Here is an 18,994-nt window from a genome sequence, read left to right as displayed (position 1 = left end):
CTAGTTGTAAATGTTATTTTACTCATGACGTCCCCTAATTCCCCATATGTTGAAATTCTAGTATATAAAAAAATACCTGTAGATAAAACACTCTTTTTCAAGTGTCCTTACTACAGGTACCATATTAAGAGGTGACCCATGGATCACCTCTTTTTTTATAACTTAATTACTTGAAAACGTCCTTTGCCAAGGACATCGGTTTGGTAGTCAAGTTTGGTGTTTTCAAAATAGACCCTATCTCGATTATGAATAACCATGTTAAGGTCCTGAAAGGATAGTACTTGATCTTCCTGTAATGGCTTCTCTTCCAGAGAAAGCTTTAACTGTGGACCCCCTCAGCCAATTCCCATGGTTAAACGAACGTACAGTACTTCCTCTTCTGTTTTCTTCTCTTTTTCTACAGCAGATAGCAAAATATAATAAGCGGGTTCGGTAAGTTTTAACATTTTTTGCTCCTCTCTTACAAGAAAATTGTCGCATATTGTAACGTATTTATGACATAATGAAGAAAAGACAAACTTTATGATTCCCATCTTAGCGAAAAAGTACATGGATTGCCAATAATCTGTATGTAGTAGGTGTTAGTTATGAGGAGAGTTAGAAAGAAAAAGCGGAAAAACAATATGTGGGTTGGGGCCATACTTTCAGGTTCCTTAATCATCGCTTCTCTTATTTTATTTATGAACATGTATGAAAGAGCCAATGCAAGTCCAGTTGTACATAATGAAAAAAATGTATCTCCTCGCGCGCTTGGGGTCGAAGCAAAAAGTTATGAACAAACGATCACACTTGGTGCTATTGGGGATATTCTTATTCATGATTGGGTCTATGAGGATGCTCAAACTAGCAATGGATACGATTTTCACCCTATGTTTGAACAAATTTCAGCAACATTATCTCAACCTGATATTTTGTTAGCGAATCAGGAAACGATACTTGGTGGAGTTGAGTTGGGTATTTCTAGTTATCCGATGTTTAATAGTCCGATTGAAATTGGAAGCGCTATAAAAGACGCAGGGGTCGACATCGTCTCCACTGCTAATAATCACTCATTAGACAAACGTGAAAAAGGACTTCTTACTTCCCTAACCAATTTAGATCAACTTGGGATTCCTAGTGTTGGAACGTACTCCAGTGCGGAGGATCAGCAAACGTTAACCATAATGGAAAAGAACGGAATTAAGGTGGCCTATCTTTCATACACATATGGAACGAACGGGATGCCGATTCCTGAAGGCAAGGACTATTTGGTTAACTTAATTAATAAAGAAGCAATGAAAAATGAAATCCACCGCGCACGTGAAGCTGCTGATCTTACTGTCATGAGTATTCACTGGGGCAACGAATATCAACGTTTCCCTACCGAAGAACAGGAAGAACTTGCTCAATTTCTTGTGGATGAAGGAGTAGATATTATCTTTGGTCATCATCCTCATGTTCTCCAACCGATGGAATGGCTGAAGACTTCTGACGGGAGACAAGCTTTAGTTGTCTACTCTTTAGGGAATTTTCTTTCTGGGCAAATAAGAGATTATAAAGATATTGGTGGTATGGCTTCTATAGTTGTAACCAAGCAAATTAATAAAGATGGAACTTCTATCCATCTTTCTGAGCCTGGTTTCTTTCCAACTTATGTATCAAATCAAAAATTTCAAAATTATCGGGTAGTCCCCTTACAAGATGCTGGGAATTATGGAATGAGTAACGCCGAAATTAAGTACAATGAAATACTGACACATATGACCAATAATCTGAAATAAGTAAGCGGTGTCTTTTATAGGACACTGCTTTTCTTTCCCCATCCATCCTTTCCAACACTCCAATGTAACATACCCTAACAGCAACATTATTTGTTAATATAAAGAAAAGTACGATTGAAAGGTAGTAGAAACTTGAAAGTAAACCATACCATACTTGTTCTTATTACGTTAATTACTTTTGCTTTGTATCATGTACACGTTCCATCTATTTTTATGTTTTTTCTTTTGAGTCATTTGTTACTTGTGTTTTTTTTATCCGAAAATCAGAGAATATGGGTTTGGATGATCCTCTCTCTCTTTTTAGGACTCCTAATCATGAGATATACTGACCGCTTTATTTCAGACCTTTCTTTTCATCAGGGCTTCCTATTTATACTAAGTGAATCTTTATGGATCATACCAATTGTTTTTGGTACGTATATTACGGCCTCTTTTAAAGTTCCATCATTTGATAAGGAAAGACATCTAGAAAAGATAAGCACTTGGAAGATTGTCTTTCTTTTAGTGGTGGTATTTTTCCTTCTTGGAATTGGAACAATAAACGGGTTGAATGAGTGGTTAAGGGTACTTTTCTATTCTTTGATTGCCTCACAGTTAAAAATATACCTCTCATTCGGTATATTTCTTAATAGGTTACAAACATTGACGAATAGAGGGGTCAGTATGTTAGGTGCAGCTATCATTTTTACCCTACCTTTTACCTCTTTAGGTTATTCTCTCATCTCGTTGTTAATCATCGGTTTAACGGGGATTGGATATGCATGGTTAGTATCAACATGTAAGACATTGTTACCCGTATATGCGGTTCACTCTGTAATTGTCTTTCTTTTTATATTAGTAGGGGGATTTCCAGCACTTTCTCATTAGCTTTTGCCGAGCTTGTTTTTAGCAATTCCGTCCAATTTGCATTATAATACTCGATATACGGAAGGAGTTTTTCATTATGAATATAATTGTAAATGATCGTGCTGCGGCTTGGTATAAAGAAGAGATGCTCTTAAATAAGGGAGATTTCGTTCGATTTTTTGCTCGCTATGGTGGCTGTAGTACCGTGCAGCAAGGCTTTTCATTAGGAGTATCGTCGGAAACTCCTCATCAAATTGGTTTTGAAGTGGTTAAGGATGATATTCATTACTATATTGAAGAAAAAGATTTATGGTATTTTGATGGTAAGGATTTATTCGTTGATTTTAACGAACAAGTCAATGAGCCAGTCTTTCGATACGAGTAAAAAAGCTGATCCAAAGCGGATCAGCTTTATTTTTTGAATAATTTCGTTGCTGCTTCTTTCTCATGTAGAAGCACTCTTTTTTGATGTTCTCCTAATAAATCAAAATGAGAATACCCATTTTCTCTATGATGTATCCACTCTCGTTTTAAATTGTAGGTTTCACCCCACTTGGCTAACTGATCAAGATCACGACAACCAACCTTTGTTACCGTATTGCAATCGGGAAAGCGATCGTCCAACCAATAATGTGTCAGAAAGGCAATTTCACCACGATCAATTTTCTTCTTCCAAGTTCGCAATTCTTCTCTTTTAATGCCAAAAGCCATCGGTTCTCTCCTTCTTACTCGGTTGCAACCGGCTGCTTTTTGTGTTTTTCGTATGCCTCGTGCCAGACGGGAAATTTCTTTCTAATGGAAATCGGACGGAATGTGTCTTGCATCACGCAAACATGCTGGGACATTCCTTTAAGAGCTAAATCTCCATTCTCTGTGAAAATTTCATAGCCATAAGTTACACGGAACCCATCGTACTCTTCAATCCAAGTATGGACCATTGCCTTTTCCGCGTATCTTACTGGTTTTTTATACGAAGCTTGAATGTCAATTACAGGAGATATAACGCCTTCTTTCTCCATATCAGCATATTTAAAACCAAGATCCTCAATGATACTTGTTCGTCCTAGCTCCATCCAAACGAGGTAATTTGCATGGTAAACAACTCCCATTTGATCGGTTTCTGCATAGCGTACCTCTATTTCTTTTTTTCCTACTAGCATTATGATTCCCCTTTTCCTACTTTGTGCAAAGCAATTCTAAGATCGTCTTTGTTTAAAAGTGAAAGATCGGAGTCTTTCTCTTTTGAAATACGTAATGCTTGAACTTGAATGGCTTCGTCAATCACATTGGTTGCAAATCTCCCATTTCCGCTCACAGGCAATCCAGCAAGCTCCACTTTTAAGAAGGATAAGGCTTCATCTTCAAGGATATATTGATAGCTTGCTGCGTATGAGACCATGATTTCGATAAGCTCCTCTACCTTATAATCATGGAAATGAAAAAATTTTTTAAAACGAGACTGCAAGCCTGGATTGCTTTCGAGAAGCTGTTTCATTTCATTTGGATAACCAGCTAAAATGACAACCAAGTTTTCGTTGTGCTTGGTCATCTCATCAACGAGAGTATCAATCGCTTCCTTCCCAAAATCTCCTGGTGATTTGCTAAGTAAGGAATACGCTTCGTCAATAAATAATACCCCTCCGAGCGCCTCGCGTATTTTCTTTTTTGTTTTAGCGGCGGTTTGTCCAACATAACCCGCTACAAAGTCTGCTCTACTTGTGACAATTAAGTGGCCCCGCTTTAAATACCCAATCTCCCTCAATGCTTTGGAAAAAACCTTTGCTACCGTTGTCTTTCCGGTTCCAGGATTTCCTGTAAATACAGAGTGCAATTGAATCGGCAATATGGGTAAGCCGCTTTGTAATCGCAGTTTTTGAATTTTTACAAACGAGACGAGTTTCTCTACTTCATCTTTCACATGATCTAATCCAACGAGTGACTCTAAAAGCTCCTCTGCTTTCTTTTCTTCCTGTTCTGTATTGGTCGCAAAATCGTCTCTATCAAGTACGGTGAAATCCAAAACAGATCGTTCGGACTGTTTTTTCGATCCTTTTCTAAAAATCGCATCAAGCACGAGTGTTTGAACGGTTCTCGCATTTCCAAACGTGTCGTCGACCCTTTCCATGTCGATGCGGTGTTCTAACTCTTTCCTCGCATCAGGTGTGAGCAAATAATCGTTATCTTGTGCAAACTTTTCTGCAATCATTAAAAGTTCTTCCGTCGAGTAGTTATCAAGATGTATATGGTTGGAACGAGGAAATCTACTTTTTAACCCAGTGTTGGAGTCTAAGAATTGCCTCATTTCCTCTGGATAACCAGCAAGCACAACCGCGAATTTCCCACCGTATTCTTTTCCAGTCATCATGGAAACCAAAGTATCAACAGCTACTTGCCCATAATCATTTCCAGATTGGCCTTCCCTTTTCAAGCTATATGCCTCATCGATAAAAAGAACACCACCAATAGCCTGCTCGACGGCTTGTCGTACATTCTCCTCTGTTTGACCAACAAACGCTCCAACGAGTCTTGTTCGATCAGTCTCAATGACTTCTTCACGAGGAAGAATCCCAAGCTCGTGATATATTTTTGCTAGCAGTCGAACAAGTGTTGTTTTACCCGTACCTGGATTTCCAGTGATAACCATGTGAAGACTTTGTTCATCCTTTGACTGATATCCCTGTCTTTTTCTTTCTTTTTGATATTTTAAAAATTCATATAACTGTGTAACGCGTTCTTTAACCTTATTCATTCCAATCATTTCATGAAGGGTATCAAGGGAGTGCGGAGATTGCTGTTCCGTCTCTTCTTCCCCAAATAATTGTTCCCATGTTTGCTTTAAGCGATCGAGTTCCTCGAGCGACCCCTTTAAGTCTTGGAAATGAACGGCTGTATGAAATACACCAGATATGGATTCATCGTATTCTTCCGCTGCTTTTAACATCGAGCCAATGACCTCTTGTACTTCGACAAGCGTATCAATCAGGTTTCTATAAATACTGACTAGTTCACCCGTTTGATTTCGATAAGCTAATTGATACCCCGATTCTAACTCGTCAATATGTTCATCACTTGTTGATAAGAAACGTTGGCAAATGGCGATAAAGTCTTCAGCAACCTTCTTTTTAGCTGCACGATTATCTGTCTCACGCATGATTGGGAACTTTAGTGAATCAAGGATCGATTTTTTCTTTTTCCACTCAAATTGTGCCAGAAATTCGCTCGCTCTTTGGTTAGTTGGATTAAGCTCATGGGCTTTACTCATCCATAGAAAGCTAAGATGATCTTCCTTCCCATGTTTGGCTGTTCTAGAAAGGGATGCGATAGAGAGTAAATTAGAAAGTAAAAGGGCATCATTCTGTTCATGTAAAGAATGAATGGCTTGTATGATCTTTGTTTCGTCGTCTATATATCCGGTTTCTCGAAGTTCAATTTCCCATTGGTCAATCACTTCAGGTGTCAGGGTATGTAGTTCTAGTTGTTGTTCCATAAATATCACTTCTTTTTTATCTTTATTTTTTTCTATATTACCATATTTATCTCAATGCATGAAGAAAGAGGCTGCGTATACAGCCTCTTTGCCTTATTACTCAGTATACCCATCCTGTCTAGCTCGTGCTTCTTCCTTCACTTCAGAACGTAGGGCATCAAGTGCTTCTCTTCGTCTTTCGTTCTTTGCTTCAATTTCAGCAACATCTTTTGAGTTGCTATGTTCCATAGCCGCTTCAGCTTCTTGCATATTCTCTATTGTGTGAACAATAATCGATTGAATGTTTTCTACATTATCGCTTCTATCATCAGGATTTGGTTTGTTTTTGACCATGGTTAATTCCTCCTTCAATTATATAGAGTGCGTTACAAAGATAGGTTTGCCTTTTTAAATCAGAAATAAAAGAGGAAACGAATGGTGTTTCTATATTTTTTAAAACAAAAATAAAACCCGTCTAATTGACGGGTTTATCATAAATTATTCGCCTTTGGTTTGAATGACTTGTGCATGTTTGCCTGATGTATCATTCATTTTTTTTCCATTGTTGCCACTGAACCCACGTGGTTGAGTTCCTAGGTGACTTGGAACAAAAGGTTTGGAATTTCTTTTTGGATTTCCCATCACTATCCCTCCTCTTTAAAAAGTATCAGCTTTTTAAAAGAGAATCATGTAAGGGAATCCTTGCCTTATTCTGCTTTACCTAGTCTTTTTTCCTCAAGCTTTGCTTCAATTTTATCTAAAGCTTCTCTATCGCGTAATAACTGAAGTTTGTTTTCAGCTACTAGTTCCTCAAAAGAGCGTTTTCTCGGTTTTCTCATGACGTATTCACCATCCTTATCACTATTATAACAGTCATTATGCCCGGTAGTGCATGAAATTATTACAACTTTTTGAAAATTTAATAAAGTGCAAGCCTTTGCAAAAAAATCTGCCTTTTAAAAGGCAGATTACATGTTTTTGATATGCTCACGAATGATCTCGATGGTCATGACACTTAAATGCTTGCTACGTATGATTCCTTCACCATCGATAAAATAAGTAGTGGGAATGGTGAGAATTTTATACAGTGTATTTACTTCATCATTACTGTCTAATAAAACGGGAAATGTGACATTGGCTTCACGAACAAACTTCTTTACATCGTATTGAGGGTCAATATTCACCGCTAATATTTCTACGTTGTCATCAGCTTCATTGTAGAACTTTTGAATATCAGGCATTTCTGCTTTGCAAGGAGGACACCAAGTTGCCCAAAAGTTGAGGATTACTTTTTTTCCACGATAATCTGATAACTTAACCGTTCTTCCGTCGAGGGTCTTTAGTTCAAAATCAGGAGCTTTTTCCCCTACCCGTAAACCTGGGAGATTGTCTGGCGCTGCTTCCGCCATCGTATGAGGAATAGTCATGGTCATAAAGGAGAATAGGAAGACCGCTAACGTTACTTTTTTAAGCATGATGTCCCTCCATGTAAATGATTGATTTTAAAATATTGCAAAAAGCGTGTGGATCCATAAACATCTTGAAGAAAAACTTGTTCTCTCTTAAAGTAATTTTTACCGTAAAATATGTAGTTATACCCGCTAATAAGAAATACAGCCATTTGTATGGAATAAGTAAGGGACCTAAAACCATTGTTCCATCAGTAACTCCTTGCTTCTTTATTTACTACTTTTATACCCTGACTAGTATGAAAAAAGAGAGCTACATGAGCTCTCTCTTCCAAACTAATTAAATAATTTCTTTAATTCCTCACTATAATTCCCTTTAATGACACCTTTTTCGGTAATTATTGCCGTGATGAGATTATGTGGTGTTACGTCAAATGCTGGATTAAATACATTCACGCCTTGTGGAGCGGTTTCAATTCCGAATGCTTGAGTGATCTCTTCTGAACCACGTTCTTCAATCGGAATATCCTCTCCAGTTGGCGTATCTATATCAATCGTTGGCGTTGGTGCAGCAACATAAAAAGGAATATTGTGAGCTTTTGCTAACAAAGCCACTCCATATGTTCCAATTTTATTAGCTGCATCACCGTTGGCCGCCACACGGTCACATCCGACTATAACCGCTTGAACCATTCCCTTTTTCATGACCATTGCTGCCATATTATCAGCAATTAGGGTTACGTCTACTCCAGCTTGCATCAATTCCCAGGTAGTTAATCGTGCTCCTTGAAGAAGCGGTCTAGTTTCATCTGCGAATACTTTAATATTCATCCCTTTTTCTTTAGCTAAGTAGATTGGTGCAAGGGCTGTACCATATTTCGCTGTTGCTATTCCACCAGCATTACAGTGTGTAAGAACCGTCATTCCATCCTCAAGTAGAGTTAAGGCATGCTCGCCGATCGCACGACATAGTTCTTCATCCTCATTGCGGATTTCATGTGCTTCTCTAGTTAAAGAGGCTTTGATGTCACTGATTGGCTGAGTTTGCTGTTGCTTCACAAGCTCGTCCAAACGATTCAATGCCCAGAATAGATTTACTGCCGTTGGTCTAGATGAAGCTAAATAGTCAAGATGCTTTTTAAATACTTGATAAAAAGAATCAAAGCTGTCTTCTGGTGCATCCTTTACCGCTAATACGAGTCCGTATGCGGCTGCGATACCGATCGCCGGTGCACCTCTAACTTTTAGTTGTTTAATGGCATCCCACGTGTCTTCTACGGTTTGAATTTCAATAAATTCAGTAATATGTGGTAGTTTCGTTTGATCAAGAATATGCAATCGACCTTGGTCGTCAAAAGTAACGGATTGAATAAAGTTAGTTGTCATCTTTTGCTCCTCATATTGTTGTAATTGGTTGCTATTTTATTTTAACAATATTCTGTATTTGAGCAACTATTTTTTATAAAAAAACCGCACAGCCATTGCTGTACGGTCCTTTATATTAGTTTTGTAATTTGTCACGTAATACCATCGGTAGGATACCACCGTGACGGTAGTAATCAATTTCTACTTCTGAGTCAAAACGAACAAGAACTTCGAATTCTTTCTTGCTTCCGTCTTCAGCAGTAGCCGTAACCTTTAATAGGTCACGTGGTCTTACATTTTCATCCACTTGAACGTCGATGGTTTCTTTACCAGTTAGGCCAAGTGTATCAGCGTTTTCTCCATCCTTGAATTGAAGTGGAAGAACACCCATTAATACAAGATTTGAACGGTGAATACGCTCAAAGCTCTCAGCTAAAACCGTTTTGATTCCAAGAAGGTTTGTACCTTTTGCTGCCCAGTCACGTGAAGAACCCATTCCATAGTCCTTACCTGCTAGAACAATTAGGCCTGTTCCATCTTGCTTATACTTCATACATGCATCGTAGATAGATGTTACTTCGCCAGTTGGCCAGTAAGTTGTAAATCCACCTTCTGTACCAGGAGCCACTTGGTTACGGATACGGATGTTTGCGAATGTTCCGCGCATCATTACTTCGTGGTTACCACGACGAGATCCGTAAGAGTTGAAATCACGAATTTCTACTCCGTTTTCAAGAAGATATTTTCCAGCAGGTGTGTTTTTACCGATAGCACCAGCAGGAGAAATATGGTCTGTTGTTACAGAGTCTCCAAACTTTGCAACTACCTTTAATCCAGCTAAAGGTTTAACTTCTTCTGGATCTGGCTTTAAGCCTTCGAAGAACGGTGGGTTTTGAATATATGTTGAAGTATTATCGAACGTATATAAAGAGTCATTGCTAGTTTGGATTTCGTTCCAACGAGCATTGTCATCAAACACATTTTCATACTCTCTTCTGAATAGTTCAGGTGTAACGGTTTGTTTTACTACTTCATTTACTTCTGCAGTAGTTGGCCAAATGTCTTTAAAGAATACATCGTTTCCGTTACGATCTTTTCCAATCGCCTCGTTTTGAAGGTCGATATCTACTGTACCAGCAAGAGCATATGCAACAACTAGTGGTGGTGAAGCTAAGTAGTTACCTTTAACCAATGGGTGAATACGTCCTTCAAAGTTACGGTTACCAGAAAGAACTGATGTGATGAGAAGGTCATTTTCTGCCACTGCTTTTTCGATTTCATCCTTAAGTGGTCCAGAGTTACCGATACATGTTGTACATCCGTACCCTACTAGGTTAAAGCCTAATTGATCAAGATAAGGAAGTAAGCCAGAATCTGAAAGATAACCTGTTACAACCTTTGATCCAGGTGCTAAAGATGTTTTAACGAATTTAGGTACTTCCATCCCAAGCTCAACTGCTTTTTTCGCCACTAAGCCAGCCCCAACTAATACGTATGGGTTAGAAGTATTTGTACAGCTCGTAATTGCCGCGATTGCCACAGCGCCCGTCTTCATAACAGTCGTGTCGCCATTGTCGAAAGTAACAGTTACTTCTTTGTCTTTTTCAGACTCTGTTAAACCGAAGCCTTGGTTCCCTTGTGGCGCAGTAATCGCTTGGTTGAATTCTTTTTTCATTTGAGATAGTGGAATTAAGTCTTGTGGACGCTTTGGACCAGAAAGGTTCGCTTCAATGTCAGCAAGATTAATTTCAACCACATCTGTATAAACAGGGTTTAGTTCTGGATCGAAGAATAAACCATTTTCTTGGCAATAGGTTTCAACAAGCTTGATTTGCTCTTCAGAACGTCCAGTTAAACGCATATATTCTAGTGCTTCTCCATCTACTGGGAAGAAACCACAAGTTGCTCCGTACTCAGGAGCCATATTAGCAACCGTTGCACGGTCAGCTAATGGTAGAGAAACCACACCTGGTCCAAAGAATTCAACGAACTTGTTAACTACGCCTTGCTTACGAAGAACTTGTGTTACTTTTAGGGCAAGGTCAGTAGCTGTTGCACCGTTTGGAAGTTCTCCGATTAATTTAACCCCAACTACTTCAGGAACTGGGAAGTATGAAGGCTGACCAAGCATTCCTGCTTCTGCTTCAATACCACCTACACCCCATCCAAGAACACCGATACCGTTGATCATCGTAGTGTGTGAATCTGTTCCAACTAATGTATCTGGGAACGCTTCAATTTCACCATCAGCATTTTCGGTAGTTAATACTACCCCTGCTAAGAACTCAAGGTTTACTTGGTGAACGATACCTGTAGCTGGTGGAACTGCACGATAGTTATCAAATGCTTTTTGAGCCCAGCTTAGGAACTGATAACGCTCTGTGTTACGTTCAAATTCTAGATCCATATTGGCTTGAAGTGCATCCGCTGTACCATATTTATCAACCTGTACAGAGTGGTCAATTACAAGGTCAACTGGTTTTTCAGGGTTAATCTTGTTAGGATCTCCACCTAGATCAGCCATTGCTTTTCTTAAAGAAGCTAAGTCAACAACTGCTGGTACACCAGTGAAGTCTTGAAGAATAACACGTGAAGGCTTGAATGGTACATCTACTTCTTTAACTTCACTTGTTCCCCATTTTGCTAAGTTTTCAACATGCTCTTTTGTAATAACTCGGCCATCATACTGACGAAGGACTGACTCTAGCAATACTTTAATAGAGTATGGCAGGTTAGAAACTTTTCCAATTCCTGCTTCTTCTAAAGCTCCCAAATGATAGTAGTGATAGCGCTTCCCGTCGATTTCAAAGGACTTACGGGATTGGAATACATCTTGATTAGACATATGAATTACCCCCATTACAATGTTCATATACCAATAGATTGATAGTCGAAAAGTGAATAAAATGAATTTTCTTCAAACTTTTCTTTCAATATTATCTTAATACAACCTTTTATATAAGTAAATAACAAGAAAGTTATTGTTTTTGATAAGTTGAACTTATGTTATTTTCTATTGCCTTGGTTTGTATCATTAAAATCATGAGTACATGGATGTGGAACTTATGATTTGAACTGAAAAGGCTTGAGGTAAAGCTATGGTGGAAAAATACTGTCCTTATTTTTACCTAGGAGTTTTGCAAGCTTTATCGGTATTATCTATATCATTTTGGTGAAAATATCAGTGGAGGTGATAGAAATGGCAAAAAGAAAGGCAAACCATGTTATCCCAACCACGAACGCGGCTAGCGCTCAGGGAGCTGGCACTGGTTATAATGAAGAATTTTCAAACGAACCATTAACGGAAATGCAAAAGAAAAATAATAAAAAGAGAAAGAAAAACCAATAGTGGAAAAGCTGACTCGTCAATCTCGAGTCAGCTTTTCTATGTTATTCAGTCATATTTACTTCTGAGACAATTGATTGTAAATCTTGTTGAAATCTTTCCAGTTGCGCTCTTTGGGTTTCTGACGCCACTTCAAGTGCATTTTCTATTTGAGCATATGCTTCATTTACTTCTTTTTTCAAGTGCTTTAACTGATGACCATAACTAGCACTGTCTTGAACAATATCGTGATACAGCTCCTGCGCTTCATTTACGCCTTGCTGTGCAGCTAAAAATGCGTGTTGTTTATCCTCTTTATAAGGCATGTAAGCCTCTCCTTTCTTTATTTGCTTGAGGTTAAATTGTGCAGGTAACGAGAAAAATATTCGGTATAAAAAATCTTGCGCATTCCATCCTATCAATAGGAGGGATGAAAATGAACAAAAATGACGGAAAAGACATGCGTAAAAATGCACCAAAAGGTCATAATAACGGTAGCCAACCAGAGCCACTAAGCGGTTCAAAAAAGGTGAAAAACCGTAATCATACGAGACAAAAGCATAACTCGGGACATGATATGTAAAACATTAAAGAGCTGTAGGTCACTCCCTACAGCTCTTTTGACATCATCCTATCTATGGAAACTAGCGCATGAATAATTATACTCTCTTCTTCTACTGTCACCGTTCGTAAATCCACTATCAGTTCTTCCTTGTGAATACGAGCTACAATAGGAGGGGTATTTTCGGTTCTCAGACGGTTAGCTAGTGTTTCTGCGGACATCGATTCACTTTTGATCTGAACAACTACAGTAGGAAGCTCAACGTCTGGCATCGTTCCTCCCCCAACTTGGCTAATTGCCTCCTTGCTGGTCACTGTATAGCCCCTAGATTGTTGTAATAGCTGGTCGATAAACTGATTGGTTCGTATTTGCAACTCTTTTTCTGTGGCAAGTAAATCTCGTACCACTGGAATGGTTTGAATCGCTTCTTTCCCTTTACTATAATCTAGTAAAGTCCCCTCAAGCGCTGCTAATGTCATTTTATCTACACGCAGCACACGAGCAAGTTGATGTTTTTTCAATTGATTAATTAGTATCTTTTTACCAGCAATGATCCCTGCTTGAGGCCCACCAAGCAGCTTATCCCCACTAAAAGAGACAATGTCTACCCCTTGGTTTAGAACATCAGAAACAACGGGTTCTTCCCCTATTCCATGCTGACTATAGTCGTATAGTGCACCGCTTCCTAAATCCTCGTAATAAATAACAGACTTTTGACGATTTGCTAAATCCACCAAATCGGATGTTTCAACTGACTTTGTAAATCCAATCACTTTGAAATTACTTGTATGTACCTTCATAATCATCGCAGTGTCTTCACTAACAGCATTTTCAAAATCATACAAATGGGTTTTATTGGTCGTTCCTACTTCTACGAGCTGTGCCCCACTCTCTTCCATAATAGAAGAAATACGGAAGGAACCTCCTATTTCAACCAGTTGTCCCCTTGATACGATCACTTCTTTTTGAAAGGCTAGCGCACGCAGGATAAGAAAAACCGCAGCTGCGTTGTTATTTACGACCATTGCTGCTTCTGCACCAGTCAATCGTATAATAAGCTCTTCCACATGAGCATGCCGTGAGCCTCTTTCTCCTTCTGCTAACATGTATTCGAGGTTAGAGTAGTGTTGGGCAGTTTGAATCACATGATTCATCGCATTTTGGCTAAGGCGCGCTCTGCCAAGGTTTGTATGTAAGATGGTTCCAGTGGCATTAATGACTCTTTTAATCGTATATTGATATGCATGTTTTAATTCATATTCTGTTTTTTGAAAGAGATCATCAATAAATGGTTGCGATGCCGGTAATTCCCCTTCCCAGCAACCAGATAGTAATTGCTCGCGAATCCTGCTAACGACATTTTTTAAAATCGTACTCATTTCGTTTCTGTCGATTCCGTATGTTTGGGTGAGTGTAGAAAAACGAGCGTCTTTTTGTAGCTCGTGAATCGGTGGTATAAATCGTACAAACTCCTTCAAAAGTAACCCTCCAGCCCTTATTTTGCCTGTTTAGTATATCATGTTTCACCGTTAGAAAAAATTCTCATACGATAATAACAGTTATCAAACACATGAGAGGAACACAGCGATGACATCTTCAAAAAAGAATTCTGGCTCCCAGTCGATCGACAAATGGTTAGAAAACTTATTTTTGGACCCGCTTACAAATTTATTGGACGAAACTGCTTTTCGCTTAGATATATTTGAATCAGGGACACAGTTTATTATCGAAGCAGATATTCCTGAACAATCCACTGAAACAACCGTTACCCTCCAGGAGAATACGGTTGTTATTTCTGTCAATTGTGATGGGAAGGTACGATTAAGAAAGGTGGATTGGCCATTTGATGTGAGAGAACATGAGGTTATTGCGTACAAAATTGATCAAGTACTAGAGATTTCTATTGATAAGGAAAAAACGTTAGCACCGGTAGATCGTTTAATAGAGATAAAGAGGTAGCCTCTCTTTTTATTAAAATGAAAAGCCGTCTATGATAAGACGGCTTTGTTGCTATATTTAGCTTTCCATTTTTGCGATAATGTCTGGGCTTTTTGGGAAAACGCCCGTTTCAGCTTTAGAATACATCTTTTCTCCATTTACCGTAACTTCGAAAACACCACCTGAAGCAGGTATGAGCTCTAGTTTCGTAATGTCCTTACGAAAATGATTAAACAGGTCTTCCGCGAAACTCGCGGCTTTTGGTGCGTAGTTTCACATCATGCAAAATTCAATTTTTACCTCAAAAGACATCGTAGCTTCCTCCATTTTCAGCAGAAAGATTTCACAAAACTTTCATTTCTTTGTGATAATCCTATTTTATTACAGCGTTACTAGTTTTCGCAAGGTCATGTAATTCTAAAATGTCCGATTGAGAAACTACCAAAAAAGTGATTTTCCTCCGTATAGGTTGTATACTATTTTTTGGAGGTGAGTGATGATGAGTGAGTTAGAAAAAGTACGATTAACTTCCCTTTCTACAAAGGCTGGTTGAGGCTGTAAAATTGGTCCTGAGGACTTAGCGCAAGTTTTGCGCCTTTTACCTGAACAAAAAAGAACACCGGAGCTATTAGTGGGACATGAAACGTCTGACGATGCAGGTGTGTACCAGTTAACCGATTCTTTAGCCATCATTCAAACAATTGATTATTTTACACCAATTGTTGATGACCCATATATGTTTGGTCAAATTGCAGCAGCTAATGCGTTGAGTGACGTGTACGCTATGGGTGGAACACCGAAAACGGCATTAAATATTGTTGGATACCCTGTCAAAAAGCTGGGAGCTGAAATTTTATCTGAGATCTTAAAAGGTGCGAGTGATAAGGTTGTTGAGGCTGGTGCTTTAACGATCGGAGGTCACTCTATTGATGATCAAGAGCCGAAGTTTGGACTTTCAGTGACAGGAATCGTTGAACCGAATAAAATTTGGAAAAATATTGGTGCAATTCCTGGTGACGTGCTTGTCTTGACGAAACCAATTGGTGTGGGCATTATGACTACTGGAATTAAACGGGCTGCTGTTTCAAAGGAACAAGAGGAAACAGTTACCCTACTTATGGCAGAGTTGAACAAGCAGGCTTGTGAACGGTTGAAGGATTTCACTCCTCACGCTGTAACAGATGTGACAGGTTTTGGCTTACTTGGTCATGCGAGTGAAATGGCTCGTGGAAGTGATGTTAGTTTTGAGATTGATTTAGATCGAGTACCCGTTCTTGATGGCACATATGAACTCGCTGAGAAAGGGATTGTTCCTGGAGGTTCTAAGTCCAATCACAAGTGGCTTGAAAAAGATATTGAATATGGAACTGACATAAGCATACAGCAACAGCTCGTCCTTTGTGATGCCATTACATCGGGTGGACTTTTGATTGCCCTACCACTGGAAGATGCGAAGAAATTTGTCTCACTTGATACAAGATATACCATCATTGGTCGAGTAGTTGAAAAGAATGACAAGCTTATTTATGTAAAATAGTATTGAAAAAGCAGTGAATTCTACCTTCACTGCTTTTTTGTGTATAACTACCATCGATAAGCTAAGGAAAGACGGAGATGCTACGTTTATATAGATAAGATTGGGGGAGCTACTATGACAGATTCAAATATACAGTCGCAAATTGTTGGAGGGAATTTCCTCCCTTCTGCAGATTTTACTGATGGAAAGTTACAGGATGATCGTTTTGAAATCTATGTGAATAACGATTTTGTTGGATATAAGACGTTATTAAATCAATCGGATTCGATTGAGGATGTGGATGATTTTTTAAAGCAGCAAGGCATCAAAGAATTTTCTGGACAGTTAGATGGCGATCACTATTATATTCAAACCAATGATGCTAACACCGTGAAAGATGTATTAGTTGTGTATTGCCATAATAGATAAAAAAGGGGGCTACCATCAAGGTTAGCCCCTTCCCCACTCTATATCATTTTCTTTCTTAATTTATTGAGCATGTCGATGGTCATTGTCTCTAAATTAAAATTCGCTTTAAATCCCCATTCTTCCTTGGCAGCGGTACAATCAATCGAATCCGGCCAGCTGTCAGCAATTCCTTGTCGAATGGGGTCTACATCGTATTTCATCGTGAAATGTGGAATATGCTTTTTAATTTCAGCCGCAATTTCTTCAGGTGCAAAGCTCATTGCTGTCACATTAAAGGAATTTCGATGAATAAGTTGGGATGAATCCGCCTCCATTAAATCAACAATGGCATTTAAAGCATCTGGCATATACATCATATCCATATACGTTCCCTCTTTAATATAAGAGGTATACTGTCCAAACTTAAGAGCCTTGTAATAAATTTCTACTGCGTAATCAGTCGTTCCTCCGCCTGGTGCGGTTACGTAAGAAATTAATCCAGGGAAACGGAGTCCTCTCGTATCAACTCCGTAGCGATGATAATAGTAATCAGAAAGCAGCTCACCCGCGACCTTATTTACCCCGTACATCGTGGTTGGACGGTGTATGGTGTCTTGAGGGGTATTTACTTTCGGAGTCGTTGGGCCAAAAGCTCCAATTGAACTCGGAGTGAAAAACTGACTTTTGGTCTCGCGAGCGGTTTCTAAAGCATTCATTAAGCCACCCATATTTAAATTCCAAGCAAACACAGGATTTGCTTCTGCTGTTGCTGAAAGAAGGGCGGCCATATGAATAACGGTATCTGTTTTGTGCTTCTTCGCAACATCAAGCATTCTAGTTCCGTCTGTCACGTCTAAAACCTCAAAAGGTCCACCTAAAGCCGCATTGCTTTCATTTTTACGAATGTCTGTAGCCACCACATTATCAGCACCGTACAATTCTCTTAACTTAACGGTTAACTCTGAACCGATTTGCCCTAATGCCCCCGTTATTAAAATGCGTTTCATGGTTCTCCTCCAATTATGCTTCCTCTGAGATGATTCCTAGTTCTTTTCCAACTCTTTCATAGATGACAAGCGCTTCGTCTAGCATCTCCTTTGTATGAGCTGCGGAAGGCATATTTCTTACTCTTCCTGTCCCTCTTGGTACGGTTGGAAAGACAATCGATTTGGCATACACACCTTCTTCATAAAGGCGCTTGCTAAACTGTTGAGTTTTTACTTCTTCACCAATAATGCATGGAGTAATGGGTGTTTCACTGTCACCGATATTAAAGCCTATTTTGACAAGGCCAGCTTTTAAATAATTGGCATTTTCCCAAAGCTTTTCGTTCAGTTCCGAGCTTTCCGTTAACAACTCGATGGCACGAATACTTGCAGCCACATCTGCCGGAGTTAAAGAGGTGGAGAATAAAAACGGTCTACTGCGAACCTTCAACCAGTCAATTAAATCTTGTTTCCCTGCAACATAGCCACCGACCACTCCAATGGCTTTTGATAAAGTTCCAATTTGTAGATCTACTTTGTCGGATAATCCGAAGTGCTTAACCGTTCCTGCACCCTTCCCAAGTACGCCAGAACCGTGCGCATCATCTACGTAGGTGATTAAATCATACTCTTCTGCTATTTGAACAATTTCAGGAAGCTTGGCAATATCACCATCCATGGAAAATACCCCGTCCGTAATGACCATTACTTTATTGTATAGTCCTGACTCTGTCGCATCCTTTGCCTTAGCACGAAGATCATCCATGTCTGAATGATTGTAACGAATGATTTTTGCTCGTGATAAGCGGCAGCCATCGATAATGGAAGCATGGTTTAATTCGTCCGAAAGAATCGCATCGTTTTTATCCATAATTCCTGAGATGGCAGCCATATTACAATTAAAACCGGACTGATAGGCAATGGCAGCTTCAGTTTGCTTAAATTGAGCTAATTTCTCCTCAAGCTCTAAGTGAAGCTTTAACGTTCCATTGATTGTTCGTACAGCACCTGCTCCTACTCCATACTGTTGGATGGCTTTTGTTGCTGCTTCTTTTAGACGAGAATCGGTTGCGAGTCCCAGATAGTTATTAGAAGAAAGGTTCACTAGCTCTTTCCCGTTGATTGTAATCATTGGACCGTTCGCACTTTCTAGTGGGTCGATGACGTTATAAAGACCCTTCCCCTTTAGATCTTCGAGATTTTCAGTTAAAAACTTGGCTAATTTCTTACTTGACATTCCATTCATCCCCCTTGCAATGTTGTTTCGGAATAAACAACTGTCCACTGGAAAAAGACAGTTGTTATGTAGTTAAAACGTTGAAAAATAAAGGTTTTTATAGTAATTACTTTAGCATATTTTAATACGTTGTGCATAGTGTGTGGACAAATTTCGTGTGAGTTACTGACGCGGAA

The 18,994-nt window shown here is 39.1% G+C and carries 21 protein-coding genes and 1 pseudogene; 8 read left to right on the top strand and 14 right to left on the bottom strand.

Going from position 1 to position 18,994, the window contains the following annotated elements:
* Positions 1-587: 587 nt before the first annotated feature.
* From M3175_RS11985 to M3175_RS11975, 3 genes are all read left to right on the top strand, one after another.
* Positions 588-1,760 carry a CapA family protein gene (locus tag M3175_RS11985; RefSeq protein WP_251519200.1) on the top strand — a complete coding sequence of 391 codons (1,173 nt, stop codon included), beginning with the start codon at positions 588-590 and terminating at the stop codon, positions 1,758-1,760.
* Between the two features lie 315 nt (positions 1,761-2,075).
* A complete protein-coding gene (locus M3175_RS11980; protein ID WP_251519199.1) occupies positions 2,076-2,627 on the top strand; it encodes a hypothetical protein in 552 nt (183 codons plus the stop codon).
* A gap of 76 nt (positions 2,628-2,703) precedes the next feature.
* Positions 2,704-2,991 (top strand): HesB/YadR/YfhF family protein, encoded by a 288-nt coding sequence (locus tag M3175_RS11975; RefSeq protein WP_251519198.1) that lies wholly within the window; start codon positions 2,704-2,706, stop codon positions 2,989-2,991.
* A 26-nt stretch (positions 2,992-3,017) separates the two neighbouring features.
* Here the strand turns inward: M3175_RS11975 and M3175_RS11970 are convergent, their stop codons facing one another.
* The 9 genes from M3175_RS11970 to acnA form a co-directional block, all read right to left on the bottom strand.
* Positions 3,018-3,317, bottom strand: coding sequence for a hypothetical protein (locus M3175_RS11970; protein WP_251519197.1), 300 nt, complete (start codon positions 3,315-3,317; stop codon positions 3,018-3,020).
* 14 nt (positions 3,318-3,331) lie between these two features.
* A complete protein-coding gene (locus tag M3175_RS11965; RefSeq protein ID WP_251519196.1) occupies positions 3,332-3,766 on the bottom strand; it encodes a YbgC/FadM family acyl-CoA thioesterase in 435 nt (144 codons plus the stop codon).
* Positions 3,766-6,093: an AAA family ATPase gene (locus M3175_RS11960; protein ID WP_251519195.1), complete on the bottom strand. Its 2,328-nt coding sequence runs from the start codon at positions 6,091-6,093 to the stop codon at positions 3,766-3,768. Before M3175_RS11960 ends, M3175_RS11965 begins: the two co-directional genes overlap by 1 nt.
* Positions 6,094-6,189: 96 nt before the next feature.
* Positions 6,190-6,426 (bottom strand): small acid-soluble spore protein Tlp, encoded by a 237-nt coding sequence (gene tlp, locus M3175_RS11955; RefSeq protein WP_251519194.1) that lies wholly within the window; start codon positions 6,424-6,426, stop codon positions 6,190-6,192.
* A 144-nt stretch (positions 6,427-6,570) separates the two neighbouring features.
* Complete coding sequence (locus M3175_RS11950) at positions 6,571-6,714, bottom strand: acid-soluble spore protein N (RefSeq protein WP_119708493.1); 144 nt, start codon at positions 6,712-6,714, stop codon at positions 6,571-6,573.
* A 65-nt stretch (positions 6,715-6,779) separates the two neighbouring features.
* Positions 6,780-6,911 carry an FbpB family small basic protein gene (locus tag M3175_RS11945; RefSeq protein WP_066049346.1) on the bottom strand — a complete coding sequence of 44 codons (132 nt, stop codon included), beginning with the start codon at positions 6,909-6,911 and terminating at the stop codon, positions 6,780-6,782.
* 129 nt (positions 6,912-7,040) lie between these two features.
* Entirely contained in the window at positions 7,041-7,547 is a 507-nt protein-coding gene (locus M3175_RS11940; RefSeq protein WP_251519193.1) for a peroxiredoxin family protein, read from the bottom strand.
* Positions 7,548-7,817: 270 nt separating this feature from the next.
* A complete protein-coding gene (mtnA, locus tag M3175_RS11935; RefSeq protein WP_251519192.1) occupies positions 7,818-8,867 on the bottom strand; it encodes an S-methyl-5-thioribose-1-phosphate isomerase in 1,050 nt (349 codons plus the stop codon).
* Between the two features lie 115 nt (positions 8,868-8,982).
* Positions 8,983-11,691: an aconitate hydratase AcnA gene (gene acnA / locus M3175_RS11930; protein WP_251519191.1), complete on the bottom strand. Its 2,709-nt coding sequence runs from the start codon at positions 11,689-11,691 to the stop codon at positions 8,983-8,985.
* Between the two features lie 354 nt (positions 11,692-12,045).
* On the opposite strand from acnA, the gene sspO reads away from it, so the two are divergent.
* Positions 12,046-12,195, top strand: a complete 150-nt coding sequence (gene sspO / locus M3175_RS11925; protein WP_251519190.1) for a small acid-soluble spore protein SspO — start codon at positions 12,046-12,048, stop codon at positions 12,193-12,195.
* Between the two features lie 41 nt (positions 12,196-12,236).
* Here the strand turns inward: sspO and M3175_RS11920 are convergent, their stop codons facing one another.
* Positions 12,237-12,497, bottom strand: coding sequence for a hypothetical protein (locus M3175_RS11920; protein ID WP_251519189.1), 261 nt, complete (start codon positions 12,495-12,497; stop codon positions 12,237-12,239).
* A 110-nt stretch (positions 12,498-12,607) separates the two neighbouring features.
* Here M3175_RS11920 and M3175_RS11915 point away from each other — a divergent pair, with 110 nt between their 5' ends.
* Entirely contained in the window at positions 12,608-12,754 is a 147-nt protein-coding gene (locus M3175_RS11915) for a small acid-soluble spore protein P (RefSeq protein WP_119708486.1), read from the top strand.
* A gap of 26 nt (positions 12,755-12,780) precedes the next feature.
* Here the strand turns inward: M3175_RS11915 and selA are convergent, their stop codons facing one another.
* Positions 12,781-14,211, bottom strand: coding sequence for an L-seryl-tRNA(Sec) selenium transferase (gene selA / locus M3175_RS11910; protein WP_251519188.1), 1,431 nt, complete (start codon positions 14,209-14,211; stop codon positions 12,781-12,783).
* A 109-nt stretch (positions 14,212-14,320) separates the two neighbouring features.
* Between selA and M3175_RS11905 the strand changes: the two genes are divergently transcribed.
* Positions 14,321-14,692 (top strand): Hsp20/alpha crystallin family protein, encoded by a 372-nt coding sequence (locus M3175_RS11905; RefSeq protein ID WP_251519187.1) that lies wholly within the window; start codon positions 14,321-14,323, stop codon positions 14,690-14,692.
* Positions 14,693-14,749: 57 nt separating this feature from the next.
* Here M3175_RS11905 and M3175_RS25155 read toward each other — a convergent pair.
* Positions 14,750-14,932, bottom strand: a pseudogene (locus tag M3175_RS25155) (Rdx family protein); the annotation flags it as partial.
* 238 nt (positions 14,933-15,170) lie between these two features.
* On the opposite strand from M3175_RS25155, the gene selD reads away from it, so the two are divergent.
* Positions 15,171-16,208: a selenide, water dikinase SelD gene (gene selD, locus M3175_RS11900; RefSeq protein ID WP_251519186.1), complete on the top strand. Its 1,038-nt coding sequence runs from the start codon at positions 15,171-15,173 to the stop codon at positions 16,206-16,208.
* A 114-nt stretch (positions 16,209-16,322) separates the two neighbouring features.
* On the top strand, positions 16,323-16,616 hold the full coding sequence (locus M3175_RS11895) for a hypothetical protein (protein WP_251519185.1): 294 nt from the start codon (positions 16,323-16,325) through the stop codon (positions 16,614-16,616).
* 38 nt (positions 16,617-16,654) lie between these two features.
* Here the strand turns inward: M3175_RS11895 and M3175_RS11890 are convergent, their stop codons facing one another.
* Together M3175_RS11890 and M3175_RS11885 are read right to left on the bottom strand one after the other, a co-directional pair.
* A complete protein-coding gene (locus M3175_RS11890) occupies positions 16,655-17,602 on the bottom strand; it encodes an L-threonine 3-dehydrogenase (protein WP_251519184.1) in 948 nt (315 codons plus the stop codon).
* 13 nt (positions 17,603-17,615) lie between these two features.
* Positions 17,616-18,818, bottom strand: a complete 1,203-nt coding sequence (locus M3175_RS11885) for a glycine C-acetyltransferase (RefSeq protein ID WP_251519182.1) — start codon at positions 18,816-18,818, stop codon at positions 17,616-17,618.
* Positions 18,819-18,994 lie beyond the last annotated feature (176 nt).

This window comes from Robertmurraya korlensis (assembly GCF_023715225.1).
Taxonomy (GTDB): domain Bacteria; phylum Bacillota; class Bacilli; order Bacillales; family Cytobacillaceae; genus Robertmurraya_A.
The sequence above is the reverse complement of the archived record's forward strand: the minus strand, read 5'-3'. Positions and strand labels throughout refer to the sequence as shown.

Coding starts and splice junctions, on each gene's coding strand:
- M3175_RS11985 (WP_251519200.1), top strand. CDS start 588: ATGAGGAGAGTTAGAAAGAAAAAGCGGAAAAACAATATGTGGGTTGGG.
- M3175_RS11980 (WP_251519199.1), top strand. CDS start 2,076: ATGAGATATACTGACCGCTTTATTTCAGACCTTTCTTTTCATCAGGGC.
- M3175_RS11975 (WP_251519198.1), top strand. CDS start 2,704: ATGAATATAATTGTAAATGATCGTGCTGCGGCTTGGTATAAAGAAGAG.
- M3175_RS11970 (WP_251519197.1), bottom strand. CDS start 3,317: ATGGCTTTTGGCATTAAAAGAGAAGAATTGCGAACTTGGAAGAAGAAA.
- M3175_RS11965 (WP_251519196.1), bottom strand. CDS start 3,766: ATGCTAGTAGGAAAAAAAGAAATAGAGGTACGCTATGCAGAAACCGAT.
- M3175_RS11960 (WP_251519195.1), bottom strand. CDS start 6,093: ATGGAACAACAACTAGAACTACATACCCTGACACCTGAAGTGATTGAC.
- tlp (WP_251519194.1), bottom strand. CDS start 6,426: ATGGTCAAAAACAAACCAAATCCTGATGATAGAAGCGATAATGTAGAA.
- M3175_RS11950 (WP_119708493.1), bottom strand. CDS start 6,714: ATGGGAAATCCAAAAAGAAATTCCAAACCTTTTGTTCCAAGTCACCTA.
- M3175_RS11945 (WP_066049346.1), bottom strand. CDS start 6,911: ATGAGAAAACCGAGAAAACGCTCTTTTGAGGAACTAGTAGCTGAAAAC.
- M3175_RS11940 (WP_251519193.1), bottom strand. CDS start 7,547: ATGCTTAAAAAAGTAACGTTAGCGGTCTTCCTATTCTCCTTTATGACC.
- mtnA (WP_251519192.1), bottom strand. CDS start 8,867: ATGACAACTAACTTTATTCAATCCGTTACTTTTGACGACCAAGGTCGA.
- acnA (WP_251519191.1), bottom strand. CDS start 11,691: ATGTCTAATCAAGATGTATTCCAATCCCGTAAGTCCTTTGAAATCGAC.
- sspO (WP_251519190.1), top strand. CDS start 12,046: ATGGCAAAAAGAAAGGCAAACCATGTTATCCCAACCACGAACGCGGCT.
- M3175_RS11920 (WP_251519189.1), bottom strand. CDS start 12,497: ATGCCTTATAAAGAGGATAAACAACACGCATTTTTAGCTGCACAGCAA.
- M3175_RS11915 (WP_119708486.1), top strand. CDS start 12,608: ATGAACAAAAATGACGGAAAAGACATGCGTAAAAATGCACCAAAAGGT.
- M3175_RS11905 (WP_251519187.1), top strand. CDS start 14,321: ATGACATCTTCAAAAAAGAATTCTGGCTCCCAGTCGATCGACAAATGG.
- M3175_RS11895 (WP_251519185.1), top strand. CDS start 16,323: ATGACAGATTCAAATATACAGTCGCAAATTGTTGGAGGGAATTTCCTC.
- M3175_RS11890 (WP_251519184.1), bottom strand. CDS start 17,602: ATGAAACGCATTTTAATAACGGGGGCATTAGGGCAAATCGGTTCAGAG.
- M3175_RS11885 (WP_251519182.1), bottom strand. CDS start 18,818: ATGTCAAGTAAGAAATTAGCCAAGTTTTTAACTGAAAATCTCGAAGAT.